Here is a 23,826-nt window from a genome sequence, read left to right on the forward strand (position 1 = left end):
ACTATGGACGTTAAAACAATCATGGGAAAAATAAAATCTGGTTTTCAAAGCTTTTGGGCTTGGATCAAACCGTATCTTGTTCGTTTTCACCATTGGCGGAAGCGAATTTGGAAAAAATATCAAATCAATAAAATTATCTTGCTTTTAGGTATGGTCGTTGTTTTAGTAACCAGCATTTATTTATTTACATTAGCTAAATCAGCGAATGTTGGAGCGTTGAAAAAGGGGCTGGAGGAATCTACCGTTATTTATGATAAAAATGGTGATGAAGCAGGAAAGCTGTTTGGTCAAAAAGGAACCTTTGTGACTATAGATCAAATTTCGCCATATGTTAAAGATGCCTTGATCTCAACGGAAGATCGGAATTTTGAGACCCATCATGGTTATGATATCAAAGGACTGTTACGTGCAGTGGTTGGGAAGCTGAGCTTTGGCATGATTGGCGGCGGCGGTGGCGGTAGTACGATTACACAGCAACTAGCTAAAAATGCCTACCTCACACAAGAGCAAACGATGACACGAAAGGCCAGAGAGCTATTTTTAGCGATCGAAATCGAAAAAAAATACGATAAACAGCAGATTCTAGAAATGTATCTCAACAATTCATACTTCGGTAACGGAGTTTGGGGAATCGAAGACGCGTCACATAAATATTTTGCTGTTAGCGCAAGTGAACTTTCAGTCGGTCAAGCAGCAACCTTAGTCGGGATGTTGAAAGGACCTGGGATTTATAACCCGATAGACTATGTTGAAAATGCTGTGAATCGCCGTAATACAGTTTTACAGTTGATGGTAGATAATGGCAAACTTTCTCAAGGTGAAGCCGATGCTCAAGCAAATGTTGACATGGGCAGTATGCTGATTGACAATTATTCTGATCAAAATTCAGATTACAGATACCCATATTACTTCGATGCGGTCATCGATGAAGCGGTCAACAAGTATGGCTTAAAAGAAGAGGATCTTTTGAATAAAGGCTACAAAATCTATACAGCATTAGATCAAAATTATCAAAAGGCGATGGAACAAACCTATGCGAATGATGCATTATTTCCACCAAATGCAGAAGATGGTGCAATGGTTCAAAGCGGCTCGGTTGCACTTGATCCAAAAACTGGAGGCGTTCAAGGGGTTGTGGGCGGTCGTGGAGAGCACGTATATCGCGGGTTTAACTTCGCAACGCAAACCAAACGTTCACCAGGTTCATCTTTGAAACCAATTTCGGTTTATACACCGGCCTTAGAGTCTGGAATGAAACCAAATAGTATTTTAGAAGACAAACCGCAAGATTACTATCCTGCTGAAAACTATAGTCGGACGAATAGCGGTGAAGTACCGATGTATCAAGCATTAGGGGAGAGCTTGAATTTACCTGCCGTTTGGACATTGCATAAAATTGGTTTAGATAAAGGCTTTGATAAAACAGAAAAATTCGGTATTCCTCTGGCAAAAGAAGATAAATATTATGGACTAGCTCTTGGTGGTTTGAAAACAGGAGTCTCGCCATTGACGATGGCAAATGCTTATAGTGCTTTTGCTAACGGTGGTGTTCAGTCTGAGGCTCATCTAATCACAAAAATCGTCGATTCTACAGGAGCTGTGATCGAGGATAATACGAATGCCAAAACAAAACAGATCATCACAAAAGATACCGCAGATCAAATGACAAGCATGCTTTTAGGCGTATTTAGCTCAGGAACTGGGATCAACGCTGATCCAGCAGGTTACGTCATGGCTGGTAAAACAGGAACGACAGAAACGAACTTTGATACAGATAAAACCAATGACCAATGGGTGGTCGGCTACACACCAGATGTAGTGGTCGCAACATGGTTAGGGTTTGAACAAACGAGTGAAAGTCATTATCTACAAGGCAGCAGTGCGACACATGCATCAACTGTTTTCAGTAGCCAAACCCAAGGGATTTTACCTTATACAGCACAAACGCCGTTTACAGTAGCGGATGCTTATGCAACAGGCGGCATCGTACAGCCGGCAGGAGAGGTTACAACACCTGGGAATAATGATGCCTGGAAAGATAGCGTCAAAGATATTGGTGGTCAAGTCAAAGAAGGCGCCAAAGATATCGGCGGCAAAATCAAAGAAGGCTGGGATAAAACAAAAACTGGTTTGAAAGACTTCTTTGGTGGTTTGACTGGACAATAATCAGTTTGAAAACGAATCAAAGAATGGTACAATCAAAGAGAAGAATTTATAGAAATGAGGGAGATTGAATGAGCAATATTTATGATACAGCCAATCAAGTAGAACGCGAAATCCGTGAAATGGAAGAATTTAAAGCGTTGGAACAAGCCTATGCTGAAGTAAAAGCAGATGAAGAAGCGTATAAATTGTTTAAAGAGTTCCAAACGTTCCAACAAGGATTACAAGAAAAACAAATGCGTGGTGAAGAATTCTCAGAAGAAGACGCTGAAAAAGCGCAAGCTTTAGCAACTGAGGTTCAAAAAGCAGAAGTTATCAATCAATTGATGCAAAAAGAACAAGCTTTCAGCTTGATCGTAAATGATTTAAATCGCATTATCATGACACCGATTCGTGATTTGTATAACGACTAAAAAAAAGGATTAATAAATCAACCTTCAAACGGCCCGATAAAAGTTCATCTTTTTAGGCTGTTTGAAGGTTGTTTTCTTACATAAAATACTTATATAAAGATCTATTTAGAAAGAACTGAAATCAGACTCTTTCTTTTTTTTGCAAATGATCATAAATAGAAAAAATAATAAAAGAAATTAGCCTAATATAGTGTTTAGGTTTTCGATAATCTTCTTCAAGAGTGAGAAAGATGAAAACATTCTTCTCTTTTGGCTGTATATAATTAAGATGTAAAATCTATAAAAAAACAAAATTATTTTTAAATAAAAGAGGTGATTCATTAAATGAGATTGTTTTTAGATGAGATTTATGATCGTAGAATTAAAGTTTTGAGTTATATCAATGGTAGCAGAAAGGCAGTTACAATAACAGAAATAGCTGAAGCAACAGGACTAGCCAAAAGAACCGTATCGATTTTTGTCAAGCAATTTGAACAAGAATTAGATTTGTCAAAAGGTATCTTTAAAGTGCATTATGCTGGACAAATAATCAAGTATGTCTCTGCAAGCAACATTGATTTGAATAGTATTGGCAGTGAGTTTTTATTACAATCTACCATCTATAAAATTGTTAGACATGTTTTTTTGTATGACGGAATAGATGTTAAAAAGTTTTGTGAGACAGAATTTATCAGTGCAGCAACATTTTCAAGATATAGAAAGAAATTAAAAGATATTTTACATACATGCGGTCTAAATTTATCAAGGGAAAACAAAATTGTTGGGGAAGAATTACGAATTAGGAACTTTCTCTTTCTTTTTTTTACAAATGCCTCTAATTTTTGGCTGTTTAATCAGCAGGAATATAAAGAAATGAGTACGTATTTTGCCAAACATCTTGACGAATGGGAAGAGCTGAATAGTATTAAGCAATTAAAATTCAGTTTAATAATCTATATCAGCGCTGTTCGTTCCAGTCAAAAACACTTCTTCGATAATGAAACCTTGATCAAATTAGCACAAAAACGAATACAAGAACCGAGAGTAAAAGTTTTATTCGATTATTTTTCACTAAAAAAAATAAAAATAGTGAACAAATTTGGGCTGAAATAAGTGGAACACAATTTTTCTTTTACAAAGAACATATTTTTAATGAGCCGCTAGAGTTGGAAGGCTATGAAGAGTATTTTTCACAAGAGAATTTCTCTTTTGTTCAACATAGTAAACAATTTACTTGTAAGATTTTATCTCAATTTTTTAACGAATTCACTGATTTGAATTTGTATTTAAGTATTCGTAAAGAGATTGATCTACTTCATCTGATTATAAATACCTGTTTTATTGATCGTAACATTTTTTATTATATTTATGATAAAGAAAACTTTTTTTATGCGGATCAGTTAGAAACTGACATAAAAGAGAAGGTAAAAAAGATCATCAATGAACTCAGAGTAACGGAATACAATGAGTATTACCGAAAAATACCTGATTATATTGATCAGGATAGCTTTCAAGATTATGCCTATCTGATTGTCTACACTTTGTTGACTAGGTTTCAGAAAGTAGAATTCCCTCCAGTAAGAGTGTTCGTTCAAAATACCAAAATTTTTGCTAGTGATTTACTAGAAGAAAAAATCAACTTGCTCTTTGGCAATAGGGTTACAAGCGTGGATACAACAATGTCTAATGCAGATATCATTGTCACCGACACAAGTGTACTCGATGCCAAAGCTGATTTTGAACAAACATATGTAGCAACCTTCTCGGATTTTTCAGATTTCTCTTCTTTAGTAGAAGTTATTCAGGATAAATTACTGGAAAAATATGATCAAAGAATCATGTATTACCAAAAAGCTAGCGATAAGGAGCTAAGCAAAATTTGAATACAGATGTTTACTGATAAATAAAATCAATTCTTGCCACACATGAGTATTGTAAGGATATTCAAAATAGAAAAAAGTATTTGAACGTTCAACATCGTGCAGCTCATGCTCAAAAGCATCAGAAATAATAATATCCGCAGCATGTTCATCAAATGTAAATTCAAGCGTATCTTTTCCAAAAATGATCGATAAATTATTTTTGATCAAATCATACCCATAGCTTGTTTTTGAATACTGGATCAGGATATTCAATTTTTGATGCTTAGTGGCATTTGTCAAAGCTACATGCAGCAATTTAGTCAGGTACTGGATCAAAGTAGAATCCTTATCGATCGTAGGGAAAAGCTCCTGTTGTAACTGCTCATAAGCGAATTGAGTCAATGCCTCTTTGTGGACAGCGAATAAAGGATCCGGTGTTTTATCAACCAAAGGCAATTCATCCGCAAGTTGCGAGAAAGGTGCGTGAATACCAAAAAATTGAATATAGAGTAAGTTAAATAAGATATGGTAATAATTTGAAACATACCGCTCTTCAGTCAATGTAATCTTGAAAGTGGTTAGGAATGAGTTTAAAAAGGTCGACGTAAAATTGGTAAGCGGCAGCTTAGAAGCAATCAATGTATCAACAATTTTTAGCTTATCTTCCATTGAATCAATATTGGCTATATAAAAACGGGCTAAAAAGCCAAAATAGGCTTCTTCTTGATGAATTTGCTGCTGTGACACATGATTTTTATAAAGCAAATCTTTGATTTCAGCAGGAAAAGTAACAGGAGACACTTCTTCAAATAAATCTAAGTAAGCTAAAAAATCTTCAGAAATAGCAACAAATCTTTTGCGATAAATCATTTGCCAGTATGTAAGACTTTGATAATAAGAGAGTCTGATTTTTTGAGATGGAGGCAGTAAGTTATTTTTGATTGGAGCAGGTAGCTCACAAAATAGCTTAGGTGCGCGAAAGAACGGCCATTCGATCCCTTTGAAAATGGACCAGTAACTATAGAACAAAACCATTCGCAAGTTTTTTTCGTTTCCTTGGAAATTTGTTTGACTACTTTCGGCAGAAAAGCCAACGCTAACACCAAACGGTTTTAAAAGTTCATTTGAGATTTTTAAGTTTTTATATGTATGGGAAAGACTTAAGTTAACTTCTTGTGCTAAAGACTCAGCACTGCTGTAATACCGATATGTAACGGCATGGAGAACAGAGAATTGCTGAGATTTTTTTATGTAATGAAGATGCATCTTATCGATGACATAACTAATATCTATAGAAGGATCAATAGATATGGCATAACAACTATTCGTTTTTTTTAGCATAACGGACTGATTTTCAAAAAGAAGGGTCAAATCTTCGGCTAGCTGCTGCTGATAACGATAAACTGTATGAATCGAAATGTCTAGATGAGCCATAATTTCATGAGCAGTCATCCCGTGTTCACTATAAATCAACTGTTTAAGCAACTCAAACTGTTGCTTTTCAATGTGTTTCATAAAGAGATTTTTCATAACTATTGCCCCTTAGTGTTTGGATGTAATGCTTTTTTATTTCAATAAAATCATTGCACTTTGAGTAAAGTGAAAAAAATAAGCAGGAAAATTAAGGTATACTTTTTATATAAATTATAACAAAAAAATATAAAAACAAAAAGAAAGGAGTAATTCAATGGCTAACATAGGTGTTTTAAAAGGCAAGGACGATGAAAAAATGGAGAAATACATAAAAAAATTATCGGATAATAAACATAAAATTATATTATTAGATGATTTTGATGGAATGAAGCATGCAACTGAAAAGCTTCAAGGCATCATAGCCTTTGAAAATGAGTTAAGTGATTTAAATAAAATCTGTGAATTAATTTTAAACATGAAGGAAAATTCTGATTGCTATATTTGGATTATTTCAACGGCAACAAAAGAGATTGGCAAGATGGTTTACCTACAATTAGGTGCGGACATGGTCTTCGCAAACGAAACGAAGGTAGAGGAGATTCAACTTGTTATTCATAATATGCTGTCACGAGTAGCGCAAGTGATCGAGCCTGTAGTAGAGCAAGAAACAGCAGCACTTCAAATGATCCATAGTAATTTTAGTGCATTGCTTGAAGGTGGAAAAGAAGTTCCTTTAACACGTTTGGAATTCCAAATACTTGATCTACTTCATAAAAAACCAAAAGTAGCAGTCACGTATCAAGAATTATATCGAGAACTCTATAAAGAAGATGTAGGTGATAAACATTATAGAGTAGCGAATATTATTTTTCATTTGAGGAAAAAGATTGAAGAAGACGCTGAAAAACCTAAGTACATTATAACTATTCGCTCTAAAGGGTATATGTTGAATGTATAAAGTCAGTGAAGTGTGTGGAAAAGTGAGTGAATAAAAGTGGAGGTTGTTGGTATTCTCCACATAGAAAACGATAAAAAAATAAGCTGTATCGAATAATAAACAACAGATATTGTTTTAGATATGTAGGAGGATGGAAATAAAGATGATAGAAAAAACTATCGAAAAAAGGTCACTAGTCAAAGGGTTATATATCATGCAAGGAGTTTTACTGATTGGGTGGCTTGCATATTTAATTAGTTTTTATCTGTTTTATAAGGAAGCTTATTTTTATGTAGATAAACGATTGTCGCTGTTTCTTCGGATGCTGTCTTTTTTAAATAGTAATTTTGATGGGGCGTTTGTTTATTTTGTTTTAAGTTTCTTTTTATTCACATTTACAATGTTATTGGCTTATTTTCTGTTTTTCATAAGCAAGAAAACGAAGAGGCATGAGAAGTTAAGTTTATTATTCATTTGTCTGGATTTATTTTTGTGTCTATCTTTATTAATCAACGTTAACGGTTTTATCTTTGCTGTCATCCTTATATTAGCGGCAAGTTTAGTTTATATTATGTTGGTTCTTACCAAGGTTAGTTTGGGTAAAGAAGTGAGTCAATATGAAGAAGGAGACGTCATTGAAATCAAAGGACCATTTGGAACAGAAAAAGAAGCACAGGAAGAAGTCATAAGCTTTTTAAAATCATGGAGCAAAGCAAAAGTTGTTTTAGATAAAGATATCTATTTAGATTCAGATAACAAATATTATGCTGATATTTTTGTAGAAGCAATCAAAGAATAGCATCGTAAATTTTTAATGTAAGGAGTAATCAAAATAATAGATGAAAACAAATAAATTTATATGTTTGGTTTTACTGGCAGGGCTGTTTATATTCTTGTTTCCTACTCATTCAATGGCAGAGAGCGAGAACTTAGGCTATTCTGTTCAAGCCATTTTGAACGGGAAACAAATCGATCCGACAAAAAGTTATTTCTATGTTCAAACAACACCTGGGGAAGAACAGGAACTAACAGTAATAGTAAAGAGTACTCAAGTTGAACCAGTCAATGTGAAAGTTTACGTAGAAGATGCGTTTACTGGGAACAAAGGAACAGTCGAATATACAACAGATAAGAAGTTGTTAGATAAAACCTTATCAGACCCTATGAGTTCAATACTTAAAGTAGAAACACCAAGTATGACAGTTGAAAAAGCTGAAGCAAAAGAAGCTAAATTTACTTTAACACCACCAAAAGAGCATTATGCAGGTGTAAAAATGGGAACGTTGGTTTTTGAACTAGATGATTCTGATGATAACAGTACCATGGCAAGTCAATTTGCTTATCGAATTGGTATTCTGACCTCAGAATCTGGAGAGGATTATGAAAATGCTCAAACATTGAATTTGCTTGATGCCAAATCGTTGCTTTTACGAGGGAAAAAAATGATTTTAGCAACATTACAAAATCCAGAACCAAAAGTTCTCTCCAAATTAGCAATCACAGCGGAATTAAAAAATAAGAAAAATCAAAAAGTAATAAAAACAGAAAAGGTCGAGAACTATGCTTTGGCACCTAATAGTAAATTTGATTTTGAAATGGACTGGGGAACTTCTGATATAGAAGCGGGGACATATGTTTTAAGTTTGGTCGCTAAAAATACTCATGGGGATTGGAGTTTTGAAAAGGAATTTATAATCACAGGTGATCAGGCTAAGAGTATGAATGAAGAAAGCGGATTTAAGATTATAACGCCTTTATGGATCAAGGTGACGACTATTGTTTGTCTAGTCTTTATGGTCGGTGCAACAGGAGTATTACTATTAAGAAGAAAAAAAATGGAAACAGAGTGGGAGCGAAGACGAAAAAGGAAGAAGAGAAAGAAAAAGAAAGAAGGAAAATAAAAATGAGGAAATGTATTGTGGGGTTGTTTTTTCTACTGATGGTAGGTGGTTTGCTTATTAGTAAACCAGCTGAAGCAGTAGTTAAATCAGATTTAACAGATGTAGGAATCGTGTTTGAAACGGATACAACTCCAGAAGAACCTTTCGATAAATTACCAGATACGAATGTACCTTATATTCCTAAACCAATTTCCAATGCTAATGGAAAGTTGCCATCGATGGGGGAATTGGTCACGTCACTTATTTGGACATTCATTGGTTGTTCCATTCTGATTTTGTTTGTAGGTATCTTTAGTTTGAGAAATATTATGTTAAAAATCGTATAGGGAGATTAAAACAAATGATTGATTATTTATGGCTGTTTATTTTAAGTGGGATTGCGATTATATCGCTACTAGTTTTCTTGATTACTTTGTCAAGAGACACATTTTTAATAAAGAAATTAAGGAAAAAGAAAACGAGATTTATACTAAACTTTAGCTTACTATTCACTACATTGACATGTTTAGGATTGATTGTTTATCTATTTTCACTATTGAAGGAACAGATAGAAATCCTACAATAGGGTTAATGAACAATTTATAACAGTAACTGTCACCAATCTATATCTGTGCTTGTTAAGGATGGTATAAAAATGAAAAAAGCGATTATGGTTACATTACTTTCATCAGCAGCATTAATGTTAGTAGCAACTCCAGCTAATGCAGCAGAGAAAGAAACAAAAACTGATGTAGGAGTCAGCTTTATTAGTGATGACCCAACGGTTGAAGCAGAAGATATGAGACCTTTTAAAAACAACTTAGCTGTTGTTTTTAAACCAAGTAGCTTCCAATTTGGTAATCAAAAGGCTGTTGGCGGTATTGCAATGTTTGCTAATACTACAGGTGATAATGGTGGAACTATCGGTAATAAACCAACTACAGATAAGAGTCAATACATTGTTGTTAATGATGATAGAGATTATACACAACAAGGCGTGGATGGCAAGAATTCTCCATGGACTCTAAAAGCTAATCTATCTGAACTGAAAACATCTGATGGTGCTGCAACATTACAATCAGCGAAAATAACTATGGCTTTAAATGAGCCTAAGTTATACAACATTGGGGCTGCACTAAATGAGGACGAGACTGATTTTATCGGTAACAAACCTTGGGAAGAGGGCGCTTTAGAAGCATTGCCTAACGATACAGGTGTTGTAGCTGCATCTACTGTAACTTTAGAAGCTGGTGGTACTACAAAAGCAGATATCTTTACAAAGAAAGATGCAAATACATTTAGAAAAGGTGTGTCTTCTGTAATTCAAAATGTAAAACTAAATATTGTTGATTCTGATCAGCAAAATCTTGGTGGTAAATCATTTACAGGTAAAGTTCATTGGACTTTAAATGACGCTCCAGTATTTAACTAAACACACATAACTATAACAAAAAAACACAAATATAAAAAATAGAGCATAGGTATAGATTGCGTAGAGAGTTATTGTTATAAGTTGTTCATTAAAATGGATAACAGATAAAAATAAAAACATGTTTTAGATATATTGATTATTAAAAGAAAGTTGTGCGTAATATATGAAAAAAAAATTATTGTTTGGATGGGTTATAACTGTTTTAATCGCGTGTATCTTTCCAATTTTTAGCTATTCGCAAGAACAGCAAAAAAATAATATCGAATATTTTTCATATGAGCTTATCTTTCCGAAGAATCAGCAAAATAGAAAGCTTGGTTATTATGATCTTCTTGTGAAAAAAGGAGAGAAGCAAACGGTACAACTTAAGCTAAACAACAAGTCAGATAAAGCAATGAAAATAGCCGTGGATTTAAATAGTACTAAAACCAATAGTAATGGCATCATCGAGTACGGCTCTAACCAACTAAAAAATGATAAGTCGTTAGACTATGATTTTCCAACGATAGTAAAAGCACCGGAGGAAGTACTGTTAGAGCCTAAAAGTAGTAAAGTGATCGATTTAGTCATTAATGTTCCAAAGAAAGCCTTTGAAGGATACATTGCTGGTGGAATAAGACTACAACCAGTGAATATCAAAGAAGAGCCTTCAGGCGAAGAAACAATGGTTAAAAATGAATTTGCTTATATTATTGGTATGCTGTTGAGTGAATCAAATGTTGAGAAAGTTACTCCAAAACTAGAATTAAACGAAGTATATTATAAGCTGGAAAATGCAGAAGATAATCTGTTTATCGATGTATCAAATACCAAAGCGATTTTTATTGAAGAATTGGAAGCAGTTATTACGGTAAAAGATAAAAGAACGAACAATAAGGTATTTGAGACTGAAAGAAGTAAGATGAAAATGGCTCCAAATACAAACATGCTTTTAAGAATTCCATTGAAATTTCCATTATATGATAAAAAATTAGACACTGGTGTCTATCTAGTGGATGTTCAATTCAAAGAAAAATCTGGGCTAACATGGTCGTGGTCAAAAAAAATTAATGTGAAAGATCACAGCGATAAACACAATGATAGCCTTGAATCAGACGATACTGATTCAAGTAAAATCAGTACGATATTTATTGTAGTAATTAGCTTATTGATTGCTCTAGGAGTTGTCGGAGGCTATTTTTATAAACGAAAGCGTAAAACTGTAAAAAACAATAAACGAAAGCGCAAGAAATAAAAAAAGGAATTATTATTTAAAAAGGAAAAGCTAATTTGAGAAATATTACAAAAGGAGATTTTAGATGAATGTCACGAGAAAGCTACTAATAAAATCAGCGAGCCTAGTCTTTACGTTATTGATAGGGCTTTTTTTTACTATGACGGCTAATGCAGACGAAAATACCACTGTCTATGGTCCTATTAAAGCAAGTGATATGTACAACGACCCAACGTTAGATGGATGGGTGGATGCAACGAGAGAGTTTACTAGTGGAGGTCTTTCCTCATCTATAATCGATAATACGAATAAGATTGTTGTAAGTGAGTATCCTAAAAGAGAGGCTTATATTAGTAACTCGCTGTATGGTGGAGGAAGAGCTAAAGGAGCGAGTGCGATAACTTTGTTGAATATGTTGTCAATGAGAAGAATTGATCTTCCTTATATTGCCTTTTATCCTGTGTCTACAACTTCAAGTGGTCTTTCTTCTTATAATAGAGCAGAACTTGGGAGAGATCATAATGTCAACAATGCTTACAGTAAAGATAGCGTTTCTTTAGGATTGGTAACTGCGATAAATAGAGATTTAAATACGTTGGAGGAGATTTCAACAGAGGCTCCAGCGGGTGGTAATATTATTAAGGATGATACATTTAAAGTGTATAAAAAAGATTTGTCGTGGATTGGGAATAGTAAGAACTCTGCTAGCATGTATATATATCAAGCTAAAATACATGGTCAGTATCCTATAGAAATAAAAATGACTTATTTACCTAATGAAGCTTCGGGTATGGTTCGGGTCATGTATGATATAACCAATCTGGGAACAGAACCGATTCCCGATTTTATGTTAGGCTTTAACTACTATCTAGCTGCAGCTGAGAATTCTTATGTTAATAACAACTACACTGCATTGAAGAGAGCTGGTGTGTCTTACTTAGGGGGCAATCAAGGAGTTTATACAACTGCTCATAACGATACTTTTCGAGGGGAAATTTATCCCAATATCAATCAAGATGGTGCGGCTAGTTGGGCAGCATGGGCGGAACCAAATACAGCTGCCGCCTCTAAACGAGATCTCAGTATGTTTATGAAAGGATTTACTGACCCTACAAATATTGATTCTACAGGAGACGAATTAGGGGGACAACTTCCTAAAACATCAATTTCTAGCGCAACAGATACGACTTTGCCAATTATTAGTATGAAATGGACGCCTAAAACATTAGAGGTCGGTGAAACAAGACGACACACCTGGGGCTTTGCACCAGAAGTTAAGACCTTAGCACCTCGACTTATGGTTGAGAATAGTCAATTGGAATATGAACCAGCAGTAGGAAATGAAAATAATGCTTTTGTGAATCTGAACTGGCGAAATTATAATGATGATGATACGACTACTCTTTATTATAGATTTAGTGAAGATGACGCTTGGATAAAAGAAGAATTAACACAATATCCGAATTCGAACCTTGTCGGTACAAATATGTCGCATACACTTGGGTTAAAGTTAACGCCGGATAAAGATTATAATGTAGAGCTTAAGCTGACTGGTACGCCTAAAGGTGAAGATAGTACAATCATTCCAGTTCATTTCAAGTTTAAGGTACCTGATCCGAAAATAGAGAGCAAGGCGATCGTCAAAGAAGGAGCCAAAGAAGTAACGGATCTGTATCCAGGCGGGGATTTCTCTTACGAGTACTCCCTTAAAATGACTCAATTATACAGTACGTATACCAATCCTGAGTTTACGTTACCGTTAAATACAAAACTTATTAATCAAACGAGTATCAAGAATATCAAGTTAACAAAAGTTGGCGGTGAAACAGTAGCGGGTTCATTTAGTGTTGCAGATGGAAAGATCAAGGTGAAGCTTGAAAATAGTATCATGATGGATGATCAATTGAAATTAACCTTTGATGCAACAATCATTGATGATGAAGGTTTGGTGGGCCAAACCTTAACCTTACAGCCGGAAATTACTGGGTTTGTCGGTGCGCTAGCTGATAATAGAGCCTATGCGATTCCAAAAGAAGAGATCGGCTCATTAACGCTTCCTATTAAAGAAGGAATGGCAGATGTTGAAATCAGATTTGTTGATGAAACAGGTGTCACAAAGCTGCATGAACCAATTATTCTCTCAAAAAAATCGGAACAACAATTGACTTGACTAAAGAACAATCAATTTTGGATACGATTCAGGCTATTGAAGATAAACATTATGAATTAGACGTAGATAAAAAGCCTGTGGGTGAAACAGCCGTTCCGGTTGAAAAGGGCAATGCTGGTTATACGTATCCATTTAAAGGCGTACTGATGTTTAAATCAACACCTAGTACGATTAATTTTGGCGTTCAAAGACCATCGGTTACGCAAACTATCAATACGGATGATGTGAAGTATGATATGCCGTTTGTGGTATGGGATAATCGACAAACAAAGAAAACATGGCGATTAAAGGCATCACTTGAAAAACCGTTAACAAGTACTGATGGAAAGAATAGTTTACCATATGCAATTCGTTATAAGAAAAGCAAAGATACAGTTCCAGTCCCGCTTTCAGAAGAGTCATTGGTTGTACTTAGTCAGCAACATGAGGCTCAGGTAACTGAATATGATGTCAGTAAAGGGTGGGAAAATAAAGAAACTGGTTTAGAGCTAAACGTATTCAAAAACCAAATTGCCAGCAAACTAGGTGAGTATAGTACAACAATGGTATGGGAACTAGAGGATGTCCCCTTTTAAAGTAGTGTAAATAATCGCATTTTCAGTGATTGTGATGAAACAAAGAACCACAACTAAACGATATATGCGATATATTTGATGGATTTGTTTCAGAGCCTTTCGTAAAAGGTTTTACTAGATCCAAAAAGTAGTAAAGTAATTGATATAAAAATCGGATCTCCTAAAGAACATGAAAGGAGGTGAAAATAAAGAATGAAAGGAATTATAAGGAAATTAAAATCGGTTGTTGTTGTTGCAGCTGCAATTAGTGTTTGTAGTCTTCCTTTAAAAGCAGAGGCACTGGTAACTGTTGAGGCGCCTCAAAGTGTACCACTTGAGGAAATCTTTATCACGCCAAAGGGAGCAAACAGCTATGTACAAGGGAATAACGTGGTCATTACAGAAAAATTGAAGAATCAAATCGGTAGTATCTTCTCAACGGAACAAAACAAAATAAACCTTGCTGAAGATTTTTACTCAGAAATGTATATTTACCTTGATGGTATTGCCGATGGTGTTGCTTTTGTTATGCATAACGAACCCAGTAAATTGACTCAATTTTCAGGTTTAGTCGGAAAAGGATTATCCATTTACGGTCAAGAGGTCAATAATGCAGGTAACGTAACCGGTGGTCAGCTAAAAAATAGCTTTGCGATTGAATTTGATACCTACTATAATGGCGATAGTTATGATAAGCATATTGACGGTAACGGCGATAGAGGGCATGTTGCCTATACTTTTCCAGACAAGCCTTCAAGTTATTACTACTACCAACCGCCAGCGAATTTGATTACGGCTGTTAGACATTCAGGGCTACAGTATCCAACATTTAACATGGGGGATGGACAATGGCGTTTGTTAAAAGTAGATTGGAAAGCGTGGGATGCCACTGATACTGGACAACTTACCTACCAGTATGGAAATTTGGCTCCTGTAACAGTCCCTATTACGAAAGATACATTTGCAACGGATAGCGTATATTGGGGCTTTACCGGTTCTACAGGTGCCTTGATGGAGGATGCAGTTGTTGCATTTAAATCTGTTCCTGGTTTAGTGAATTATAGCGAAGAGGTAGAGCTTAAGAATACTGAGGGACAAAAAATCCAGAGTACCACACAAAACTCTGAAGTTACTGTACATTATACAGGTGAGTATCATGGTGGAAAACAAGAGATTCTAGACCCTGTCTTTTCATTTGAACTAGACAAAAATCAAGCCTATCAAGAAGGTACATTTCTTGTAAATGGTACAGCAGTCACACCAACGTATAGTAATAATGTATTGGAATTCCCATTGGGAAACAACTTATCGATGACTAACAATCTAATCGATATTGAGTTCAAGGTAAAAGATATCAATTTAACTACGGATGCTAAGCTAGCACTGACAGCTAAGGCAACGGCAAGGAATATTATCTCGGACGTACAAGCGTCATATGACATCACGTATGATGGTGAAGCACCTGTAGGAGTAGGGAAAGTGACATTTATTGATAAGAATGATGTAAAAGCAATTACAGAAGCGACGGATTATCGTCCATTTCTCCATCAATACGAAGATAATGTAACGCCTAAAGATCAAATTGCTATAACATTAAAACCTGGACAAGATATTGAAACAGCAGTCAGTTCTATGGGACCGAGTGAGTTTGTTCTAACACTTACCGATAAAATTGGTAATGCTCGTGACGTAACGATTCCACTCTTTGTTAAAGATTCGTCAGTCGTTAAAAGTAGTAAGTATGTGATTTCTGGGAAAGATGTTGAAGTTGCTGTAAAAGATTATCCTAAAACTGAAGTAGATTTGTTGGCGATGATTCGAAACCAAGGAGAGCTGAATCTATGGGAGTACAGTGACACTGCTATAACGGCATTAAATAGCAGTCAATTGACGTTTTCATTAGGGCAACTAGCGAAGCCTCCTAAACCTGCAGTAGCTGGTATTTTTGAGGTGATCGCATCTTATGGTGAAGGCACTGCAAAAGCAGAAAAACCATTGAATGTGACGGTTACGCAAAGTTTTGCTACTGTAAAAATTTCTTTTGTAGACGAAAATAATCAACCGATTGTTGATGATCTCTCATTTGAAGCACTAGTGGATGAGCGCATTGATTTAACCAAGAACCAGCAGCTTTTAGAGAAGCTTGAGGCTGTGAAGGCACTCAATTATGCAAAAGACTTATCACCGGTGGATGAAAAAAATCTATTAATTGTGCCGGAAGGTGTCTCCCGAAAATATACCTTCAGAGGAATGTTATTTATTGAATCAGCGCCCAATACTGTGGATTTTGGTGTTCAAAGACCGTCTGTAACGCAGACTATCAATACGGATGATGTGAAGTATGACATGCCATTTATCGTATGGGATAATCGGCAAACGAAGAAAACCTGGCGATTAAAGGCATCGATTGAAACACCATTAACAAGTACCGATGGAAAAAATAGTTTGCCTTATGCAATTCGTTATAAGAAAAGCAAAGATACGGTTCCAGTTCCACTTTCTGAAGAGTCATTGATTATTCTTGAACAGAAAAATGGCGCACAAGAAAATCAATATGATGTCAGTAAAGATTGGGAAAGTAAAGAAACCGGTTTAGAGCTAAATGTATTCAAAAACCAAATTGCCAGTAAACTAGGTGAGTATAGTACAACAGTGGTATGGGAACTAGAGGATGTACCGTTTTAGACATTCTGCAGAATAGATACCAAAAGAAACACAATAAAATCAACACTAAATAACGAAACAGATGCTTAGGAACTAGACCAATTGTCTACTTACTTAAGTGTCTGTTTCGTTTTTATCCTATATATAATAGAAACAGTCAATCATAGGAATCAAGTAGCTATTTTATTGAAGTTTTGAGTGTAAAACCACCACCTGTCCTTTTGGTTTCCACGAGTACCTGTAACAAATTCTACGCTGTGATAACAGCTACAGCGTGACAATAAATAGAATATTCACAAAGGGACCACCAAAAAATAAAAATAGTGATCTAATTCCACAAAAGATCATTAAAAATCTTAAAAAAGCGCCCAACTGTTGTTGTTTTAATGATATAGTAATATTAAATGAAAAAAAGGATTGGGGCACAAAAAGTATGATTGGTATTTATGATTACACAGTTATTTTAACTTACGGAAATGCAATTTTTTCTATGGTCGGTATGTATTTGGCTCTTACGCAACATGTTGTTGAAGCGATTTTTTGTTTAGTTCTTTCCGGTATTTGTGATATGTTCGATGGATTTGTAGCCAACCTTAAAAAGCGTACGAAAAGTGAGATGTGCTATGGTATTCAAATCGATTCATTAGCAGATTTGATTAGTTTTGGTGTTTTTCCAACGGTTTTAGGATATGCATCAGGATTGACACAAGGGATTTATTTGCCATTATTTGTATTTTATATTTTAGCCGCGTTGATTCGTTTAGCTCACTATAATGTGACTGAGATGGAGAGAAAAGAACAGACAGAAGGTTGTCGTGAATATTATGAAGGATTGCCGGTAACAAGTAGTGCCGCATTGATTCCATTGCTATTTTTTATTGCAGGACGACTGCATATCGCCATTACATTGGTTTATCCAGCGATGTTACTGATTATTGGGTTCTTGTTTATTTCAAAAGTAAAAATCAAAAAGGTCGATCCTAGAAAGCTAGCTTTTGGCGCATTTGTCGGCGCTGTGATTGCCTTTTTTGCTCGCTAAACGTATTAAAGGGGAAAATAGATGGAAAAACGCTTTGAAACGAAGGCTATCACTGAAGATGATAGTTGGGTATTAAATTTTTTATATAAAAATCCGCTTGGACGATTACTGCTAAAAGGAATCATTCAGCCGCCGCTTACGAAAATAGTTGGTATTTATTTGAATAGTTCACTGTCAAAAAGTATGATCAATTCGTTTATCAAAAAAAATCAGCTTCACATGAAAGACTATCCATCAGTGGCTTATACGTCATTCAACCATTTTTTTATGCGGGAAATCAAACGAGAAGCGCGAGTGACACCTCAAGAGACACCCTTGTTGAGTGCACCTTGCGATGGAAAGGTAACAGTATTTCCCATTAATGACAAGCAGGTATTCAAAGTAAAACATTCAGAATATAATCTTTCAGAGCTATTAGATAGCACAGCTCTTGCAGCAGAGTGGCAAGGCGGCTGTGCTGTTATTTTTCGTTTAACACCAGACGATTATCATCATTATTATTATATTGATGAAGGGGCTATTAGTGAACATCGGCAGATAGCAGGCGTTTTCCATACGGTTCAGCCAATTGCGATTCATAATGAGCCAGTATTTTCGAGGAATGCGAGAGAGCTCACGATTATTGAGTCGAACAACTTTGGGAAAATAGCCCAAATCGAAGTTGGGGCCTTAATGGTAGGGAAAATCAAAAATTTAAAACACGCGGGAAATTGTCAACGCTTTGAGAAAAAAGGCTGGTTTGAATTTGGAGGATCAACTGTGATTTTATTATTTCAAAAAATCAAGTGATGATCGATCCTGAAATTTGGCAGAATACTGAGCTTAATCTGGAAACCATCGTGAAATTCGGTCAAGTGGTCGGTCAAAAAAATGGAGGAATGTCATGAATAAACTAGCATTTTTGATTATTGGTTTATTATTCCTGTTAGGGAATTTTTATATTGGTAGAAAATTTCTTTCTATACTGGAACAATTTTCCAGTTTTAAACATCCACTGATTTTGTGGTTGATCATTGGCCTATTTGCGATTGCATCGATGTTGACGATGTTAATGTTTGATGCGAATGTGGGTGCGTTTGTCGGGAAAATAGGCAGCTACTGGTTATCATTTTGGTTTTTAGCGCTGGTTATTTTTGGTTTGACAGACTTGATTTTGAAAATTACAGAGAAGATCACCACAGTTCAAGCTAAAACAGAACTAGTCATTTGGCTAAGCGCATCATTATTGATCGTTGTTTTGTTTTGCTATGGTTCATGGCAAGCGCAACAAATCAAGACAATGAATTATCAAGTAACGATCGAGAAATCAGCTAATAGACAACCTAAAAAAATCAATGCTGTATTGATCAGTGATCTGCATTTAGGCTATGTTAATGATGGTAAGAAGCTCGCAAAAATCGTGACTAAAATCAATCAAATGAATCCAGATGTGGTTTTTATTTCTGGTGATTTATTTGACGGCAACTACAAAGCCTTGCAAGATCCACAAGGTATGGAGCAGCAATTCAAACGGCTTTCATCTACCTATGGAACATATATGTGTTGGGGGAATCATGATGCAGGGGAAACCTTTGAAAAAATGAAAGCACTCGTTGAAGCGTCAGATATCACCTTGCTTGAAGATGAGATGACGGTTGTGGGTGAAGAACTGTTGATTGTCGGTCGAAAAGACAGCAGACCAATAGGGGCACAAGATGGTAACAGAAAAAGTATTCAAGAGCAATTCAAGAAAGTAGCAATCAACTGCCGAAAATCATTTTAGATCATCAGCCTTCAAATATTGATGAGTATGAACAGGCGAATGAGTTGATTCTTTCAGGACATACGCATCAAGGCCAGATTTTTCCGTTTAGCTTAGTGACAAAAGCTTATTTTACTGTAGACTATGGTTATTATCGTAAAAATGAGACTAGCCCTCAAGTCATTGTCTCTTCTGGTGTCGGCACATGGGGACCACCAATGAGAATTGGTACGCAAAGTGAAATCGTTCAAATCGAAATCACCATAAAATAAGTCACTTGATAGAGGGTGGAATGAGGCATACACAGTCGAATTCCTGCCTCTTTTATTTTATCGTTTGCAAAAAATGAAAAACGAACAAATTTTCGTATCTTTTTACTGACCGCTTCAAAATAAAATGATATGATTAAAGAAAAGAAATCAGGCGAACAGGGGGACCATATGAAACTATTACATACAGCAGATTTACATCTGGATCGGTCTTTTGAAGGCCTAAAAAATACGCCTAAACAAATTGCAGAAAAACTACAGCAAGCCAACCACCAAGTAGTTACAGCGATTGTCGATATAGCTATTAAAAATCAGGTAGACGCGGTTATTTTAGCTGGAGATACCTTTCATCAAAGTCGCACATCGATCCGAACGCAAGCCTACTTTATCGATGAGATGAAACGTCTGGATCAAGAGGGCATACCTGTGATCATGTCATTTGGTAATCATGATTATTATGTAGCAGAGCGTTATTGGTTTGATTTTCCCAAAAACATGTTTCTTTTTCAAAAAGAACAGGTCGAGACGCATTATTTTATGACCAAGAATCAAGAAAAGGTGGCCGTCTCAGGCTTTAGTTATGAACATCCGTGGATCAATGAGGACAAACTTTCGACTTTTCCTACAAAAGATTTGGGCGCAGATATCCATATTGGAATGTATCATGGCGATACTACAAACAGTGGTTCTCAGAACTATGCGCCATTTTCATTTAGTGAGATGAAAACCAAGGGCTATGATTATTGGGCATTAGGCATATCCATCAGCCTCAAGTCGTGAGTGCTGATCCGTTGATCGTGTATCCAGGAACCCCACAGGGACATACGAAAAAAGAACGCAGCGTGCAAGGTGTTGCGATCGTTTCAGTAGAATCAGGACATGGGACCGTTCGTTTTGAACCCGTTGCGCAGGTTGTTTGGCAAGTGACAAAGTATTCTTTGAGTCAAGCTGGAAATTTGCAGGAAGCGTTGCGTTTGCTTTCCGATCTTCTTTTGAATACTGAAGTAGATCAACGTTCTGTGACGTTAAAAGAAGTTCACTTGACCGATACAGAGCAGCTGGGGGAGGAATTTTCTTTGTCCTATAAAAATGGTGAGCTGCTTCATTATCTTCAACAGGCAGTGTTACAACAAACGAATCAATCATTATTTGTATTCCGAGTGGAAGTAATTACTGAAGAGCCTGCTAAAAAAGTTAGGATCACAGCTGCACCAGAGCTATTAAGTCAATTAGAGAAGAACTATTTACAATCAGATATATTTTCAAATACGTTACAGGAATTAGTGCAAAACCCCTTGTTTTCTTCAGTCGTGTCCATAAATGAAGAGTGGCGTGAGCGCAGTGTGGAGCAAGCCGATCAAAAAATCAAAGAAGACTTTGTTATTCAGGAGGATCAGTTATGAAACTCATTGCGATAGAACTGGTTGGATTCGGCAAATGGCAACAGCATAAAATTGAGTTCTTGCCAAAAAATCAATTAGTATTTGGCGCCAATGAAGCTGGAAAATCAACGATTTACCAGTTTATTCAAGCGATGCTATTTGGATTTCCAGCTAAAGGGAAAAAGAAAAAAGATTACCAGCCGAAAAACGGTGCTGCGTATGGCGGGCGCTTGTGGTTTGCCCATCCAGTATATGGAGACGTTCAAGTTGAACGATTTAAAGGACAAAATAAAGGGCAAGCAAAAGTCTATTTTAATGATCAGGTGGGTGATGAGGCCATGCTTGAAAAGATGATCTATCCTTTGACCAAAGAATTATTTCAGTCTGTATTTACTTTTCAACAAGAGCAGCTCAGCCAGTTAGAAAAATTAAGTGAAGAGGCATTGCAAACATCATTGCTATCTTTAGGTCTGTCAGGAAGTCAGCAGCTATTAGTGAATCGTGAAGACTATTTTAAGACCGCACAGACGCTCTATAAGGGAAAAGGCAGTCAGCCACCACTAAATCAAAAGCTGAATGCCTATCAACGCTTACAGCAGCGTATCAATGACAAAGAGCAACAAGAGCGTCCGTTTCAACAATTGCTTGAGGAATTAAGCACGACAGAGCAGTTATTAACGACAGATCGTCAAGCTGCTCAAGAAATCAAAAATCAACTCGCATTGCTTGAAAAACAAGTAATGAATTTGCCTTTGTATGAAGAATTACAATCAATTGAACAATTAAAAACAAGCACGGTATTGACGCGTGAAGAGCAAGAACAATTGCTTTCGATGTATCAACAGCATCGATTTTTAAGTGAGGAACTAACGCGCTTAAATCAAACGATTGCTGTGCAAAGTGAGACAGAAGAACAGACGGATGAATATCAGTTTTACTTAAAAGAAGAAGCGCATATCCAGCAATTGCTCAATCAACGATATGATATCGATAAATTACTCTCTGAGATCAAATGGATGACACAATCTCTACAGCAAAATCAAGAAGAAATGTTTCCTTTAGAAAGAAAGTGGAGCTGGAATAAGGAAACACCGCCACAGCTATCTTTTGAAGAACGAGTGGTCAATGAGATGAGAGAAGAAATCGTTGCACGATCAGTTAAACTGCAGGCAGCACAGACTGACTTAGAGCTATTAGAAGAAGAAATTGCAACGCGAGAAGAAAATTTAAGTACTTTTGAAACCATCAATAAAGAAATGTTTCGAAAAAATCATCGGCAAACGAAAAAAGAGGTCAACCTTCTTTTTTGCGGATTTGCTGGAATTTTTTTAGCTTTGAGTTTCTTTTTGCCAGTCCCGTTACGTTATGGGGCGCTTGCTTTAAGTGCAGGCTCTTTGATAGCAGGATTAGTCCCACTTTTTTACCAACCGAAAGATACCTATGAAAATGAAAAACGACAATGGCAGGAAAAGCTGTCACAATTAGACTATCTGAATGATCAATTGCTAAAACTAAAAGCTGAAATTAAAAAAATCCGTGAAGAAGAAAAAGAAATGGATCGTTTTATTGCTCAAAAAGTTAAAGAAAATCATTTGGGTCGAATGGATCAAGTAGAGTTTTGGCTGACTTACCGTGCAGATATTACACGCTATTTGATTTTGATCAATACCAATCAGGAGCTTGAACAGCAACTAGAAGAGGACCAAAGACGGGTCGCAAAATTAGCAGAACAGACGGAGCGCTACACAGCACGATTACCGATTGCAGGTGCTCCTTTAGCTGAAAGAATGCGTGTGATCAGTAGTTTTGCTGACAAAATGGAGAAAGTTCGTTTTGCCCAAGAATATCAAGCCGATGCTTATACACGTCAAACGATCAGGGAAGTCAAAGAAAAACAGCAGCAGGTGCTCGATCAAAGTAGACCGTTATTGCAACGTTTCCAGATTGCTTCGATCAATGATATTCCAGACAAGGTCCAAAAGTATCAAGAAACGACTGCCAATCATAGAAGACAACAAGAATTACAAAAAATGTTGGTAGGTTTGTATCCTGAATCGATCGATCCACAGCAATTGCCTGAAAAGCAGTTGGAAATGACACAAAAGCTCAAAGAACTTGAAATGAGTATTCAACAATTACAGGAAAAAGAGCAAAAAATTCTTTATCAACGGCAGCAAATGTTGTCAGATGGTACGCTAGATGAGTTATATCAGGAGCAAGCAGAACTAAAAACAGAGATTGAAGAGCTTGCCTTAGATTGGTCTGCTCATCAATTAGCAGGTCAATTATTGATGGATCTTCTAACAGAGTTATCAGAAAAGCAACTGCCTAATTTATTGAAAAAAACAACCGATTATTTCAAACTGTTAACACAAAATGCCTATAGAGAGGTTCAGTTAGATGAGGGACAATTGATCGTTATTCGTGAAGACCAACAACGTTTTATGCTCCATGAGCTATCTACTGGGACAAAAGATCAAGTGACCATGGCGGTTCGTTTTGCCTTTCTTTATTTACAAGAACAGCGCGGTCTGTGTCCGATCATGATCGATGATGGTTGGTTGCATTATGATAGTCAACGAAAACAACAGCTAGCACAATTATTTGCCGTTTTTTCTGAGCATCAGCAAGTCATTTGTTTTTCTTCAGACAAAGAAATGGTAAGCTATTATAAAGAGTTAAAACAACCGATTATAGAATTAGAAGGAGCATAAG

The 23,826-nt window shown here is 36.1% G+C and carries 22 protein-coding genes; 21 read left to right on the forward strand and 1 reads right to left on the reverse strand.

What is annotated here, in order from left to right; all coding sequences use genetic code 11:
* Positions 1–3: 3 nt before the first annotated feature.
* The 4 genes from V192_RS0111510 (at position 4) to V192_RS20930 (ending at position 4,438) form a co-directional block, all read left to right on the forward strand.
* The gene (locus V192_RS0111510) at positions 4–2,166 is read left to right on the forward strand and encodes a PBP1A family penicillin-binding protein (RefSeq protein ID WP_025871880.1); all 2,163 of its coding nucleotides are present in this window, start codon (positions 4–6) and stop codon (positions 2,164–2,166) included.
* A gap of 68 nt (positions 2,167–2,234) precedes the next feature.
* A complete protein-coding gene (locus V192_RS0111515; RefSeq protein WP_025871881.1) occupies positions 2,235–2,576 on the forward strand; it encodes a YlbF/YmcA family competence regulator in 342 nt (113 codons plus the stop codon).
* 324 nt (positions 2,577–2,900) lie between these two features.
* Positions 2,901–3,668 carry a helix-turn-helix domain-containing protein gene (locus V192_RS20925; RefSeq protein WP_051581951.1) on the forward strand — a complete coding sequence of 256 codons (768 nt, stop codon included), beginning with the start codon at positions 2,901–2,903 and terminating at the stop codon, positions 3,666–3,668.
* A gap of 53 nt (positions 3,669–3,721) precedes the next feature.
* Entirely contained in the window at positions 3,722–4,438 is a 717-nt protein-coding gene (locus V192_RS20930) for a hypothetical protein (RefSeq protein ID WP_051581952.1), read from the forward strand.
* Here the strand turns inward: V192_RS20930 and V192_RS0111525 are convergent.
* On the reverse strand, positions 4,424–5,947 hold the full coding sequence (locus V192_RS0111525) for a helix-turn-helix domain-containing protein (RefSeq protein ID WP_025871882.1): 1,524 nt from the start codon (positions 5,945–5,947) through the stop codon (positions 4,424–4,426). The genes V192_RS20930 and V192_RS0111525 overlap by 15 nt on opposite strands.
* A gap of 157 nt (positions 5,948–6,104) precedes the next feature.
* Here V192_RS0111525 and V192_RS0111530 point away from each other — a divergent pair, with 157 nt between their 5' ends.
* The 17 genes from V192_RS0111530 (at position 6,105) to V192_RS0111600 (ending at position 23,825) form a co-directional block, all read left to right on the forward strand.
* Positions 6,105–6,788, forward strand: coding sequence for a winged helix-turn-helix domain-containing protein (locus tag V192_RS0111530; protein ID WP_025871883.1), 684 nt, complete (start codon positions 6,105–6,107; stop codon positions 6,786–6,788).
* 142 nt (positions 6,789–6,930) lie between these two features.
* The gene (locus V192_RS0111535; protein WP_029948237.1) at positions 6,931–7,566 is read left to right on the forward strand and encodes a hypothetical protein; all 636 of its coding nucleotides are present in this window, start codon (positions 6,931–6,933) and stop codon (positions 7,564–7,566) included.
* A 40-nt stretch (positions 7,567–7,606) separates the two neighbouring features.
* On the forward strand, positions 7,607–8,668 hold the full coding sequence (locus V192_RS0111540) for a WxLIP family cell surface protein (protein ID WP_025871885.1): 1,062 nt from the start codon (positions 7,607–7,609) through the stop codon (positions 8,666–8,668).
* A 2-nt stretch (positions 8,669–8,670) separates the two neighbouring features.
* Positions 8,671–8,994, forward strand: a complete 324-nt coding sequence (locus V192_RS0111545) for a hypothetical protein (protein WP_029948238.1) — start codon at positions 8,671–8,673, stop codon at positions 8,992–8,994.
* Between the two features lie 14 nt (positions 8,995–9,008).
* Positions 9,009–9,233, forward strand: a complete 225-nt coding sequence (locus V192_RS21270; RefSeq protein ID WP_082266022.1) for a hypothetical protein — start codon at positions 9,009–9,011, stop codon at positions 9,231–9,233.
* 69 nt (positions 9,234–9,302) lie between these two features.
* Positions 9,303–10,079: a WxL domain-containing protein gene (locus tag V192_RS0111555; RefSeq protein ID WP_025871889.1), complete on the forward strand. Its 777-nt coding sequence runs from the start codon at positions 9,303–9,305 to the stop codon at positions 10,077–10,079.
* Between the two features lie 163 nt (positions 10,080–10,242).
* Positions 10,243–11,313 (forward strand): DUF916 domain-containing protein, encoded by a 1,071-nt coding sequence (locus V192_RS0111560; protein WP_025871891.1) that lies wholly within the window; start codon positions 10,243–10,245, stop codon positions 11,311–11,313.
* Between the two features lie 64 nt (positions 11,314–11,377).
* Positions 11,378–13,462 (forward strand): hypothetical protein, encoded by a 2,085-nt coding sequence (locus tag V192_RS0111565; protein ID WP_025871893.1) that lies wholly within the window; start codon positions 11,378–11,380, stop codon positions 13,460–13,462.
* Positions 13,459–14,037: a WxL domain-containing protein gene (locus tag V192_RS0111570; protein WP_025871895.1), complete on the forward strand. Its 579-nt coding sequence runs from the start codon at positions 13,459–13,461 to the stop codon at positions 14,035–14,037. The genes V192_RS0111565 and V192_RS0111570 overlap by 4 nt, the downstream gene beginning before the upstream one ends.
* Positions 14,038–14,229: 192 nt before the next feature.
* Positions 14,230–16,701: a lectin-like domain-containing protein gene (locus V192_RS0111575; protein WP_128080819.1), complete on the forward strand. Its 2,472-nt coding sequence runs from the start codon at positions 14,230–14,232 to the stop codon at positions 16,699–16,701.
* 412 nt (positions 16,702–17,113) lie between these two features.
* Positions 17,114–17,719, forward strand: coding sequence for a CDP-alcohol phosphatidyltransferase family protein (locus V192_RS0111580; RefSeq protein WP_025871900.1), 606 nt, complete (start codon positions 17,114–17,116; stop codon positions 17,717–17,719).
* Between the two features lie 21 nt (positions 17,720–17,740).
* Positions 17,741–18,508 (forward strand): phosphatidylserine decarboxylase, encoded by a 768-nt coding sequence (locus V192_RS20065; RefSeq protein WP_239644659.1) that lies wholly within the window; start codon positions 17,741–17,743, stop codon positions 18,506–18,508.
* A 94-nt stretch (positions 18,509–18,602) separates the two neighbouring features.
* Positions 18,603–19,481: a metallophosphoesterase gene (locus V192_RS20070; protein WP_239644660.1), complete on the forward strand. Its 879-nt coding sequence runs from the start codon at positions 18,603–18,605 to the stop codon at positions 19,479–19,481.
* Positions 19,482–19,525: 44 nt separating this feature from the next.
* Positions 19,526–19,732, forward strand: a complete 207-nt coding sequence (locus V192_RS22250) for a metallophosphoesterase family protein (RefSeq protein WP_239644661.1) — start codon at positions 19,526–19,528, stop codon at positions 19,730–19,732.
* A gap of 168 nt (positions 19,733–19,900) precedes the next feature.
* The gene (locus V192_RS22255) at positions 19,901–20,509 is read left to right on the forward strand and encodes a metallophosphoesterase family protein (protein ID WP_239644662.1); all 609 of its coding nucleotides are present in this window, start codon (positions 19,901–19,903) and stop codon (positions 20,507–20,509) included.
* On the forward strand, positions 20,473–21,132 hold the full coding sequence (locus V192_RS22260; RefSeq protein WP_239644663.1) for a hypothetical protein: 660 nt from the start codon (positions 20,473–20,475) through the stop codon (positions 21,130–21,132). The genes V192_RS22255 and V192_RS22260 overlap by 37 nt, the downstream gene beginning before the upstream one ends.
* Positions 21,129–23,825: an ATP-binding protein gene (locus V192_RS0111600; RefSeq protein WP_025871902.1), complete on the forward strand. Its 2,697-nt coding sequence runs from the start codon at positions 21,129–21,131 to the stop codon at positions 23,823–23,825. Before V192_RS22260 ends, V192_RS0111600 begins: the two co-directional genes overlap by 4 nt.
* Position 23,826: the final 1 nt, after the last annotated feature.

This window comes from Enterococcus crotali, from assembly GCF_000633635.1.
GTDB classification, from domain to species: Bacteria; Bacillota; Bacilli; order Lactobacillales; family Enterococcaceae; genus Enterococcus_L; species Enterococcus_L crotali.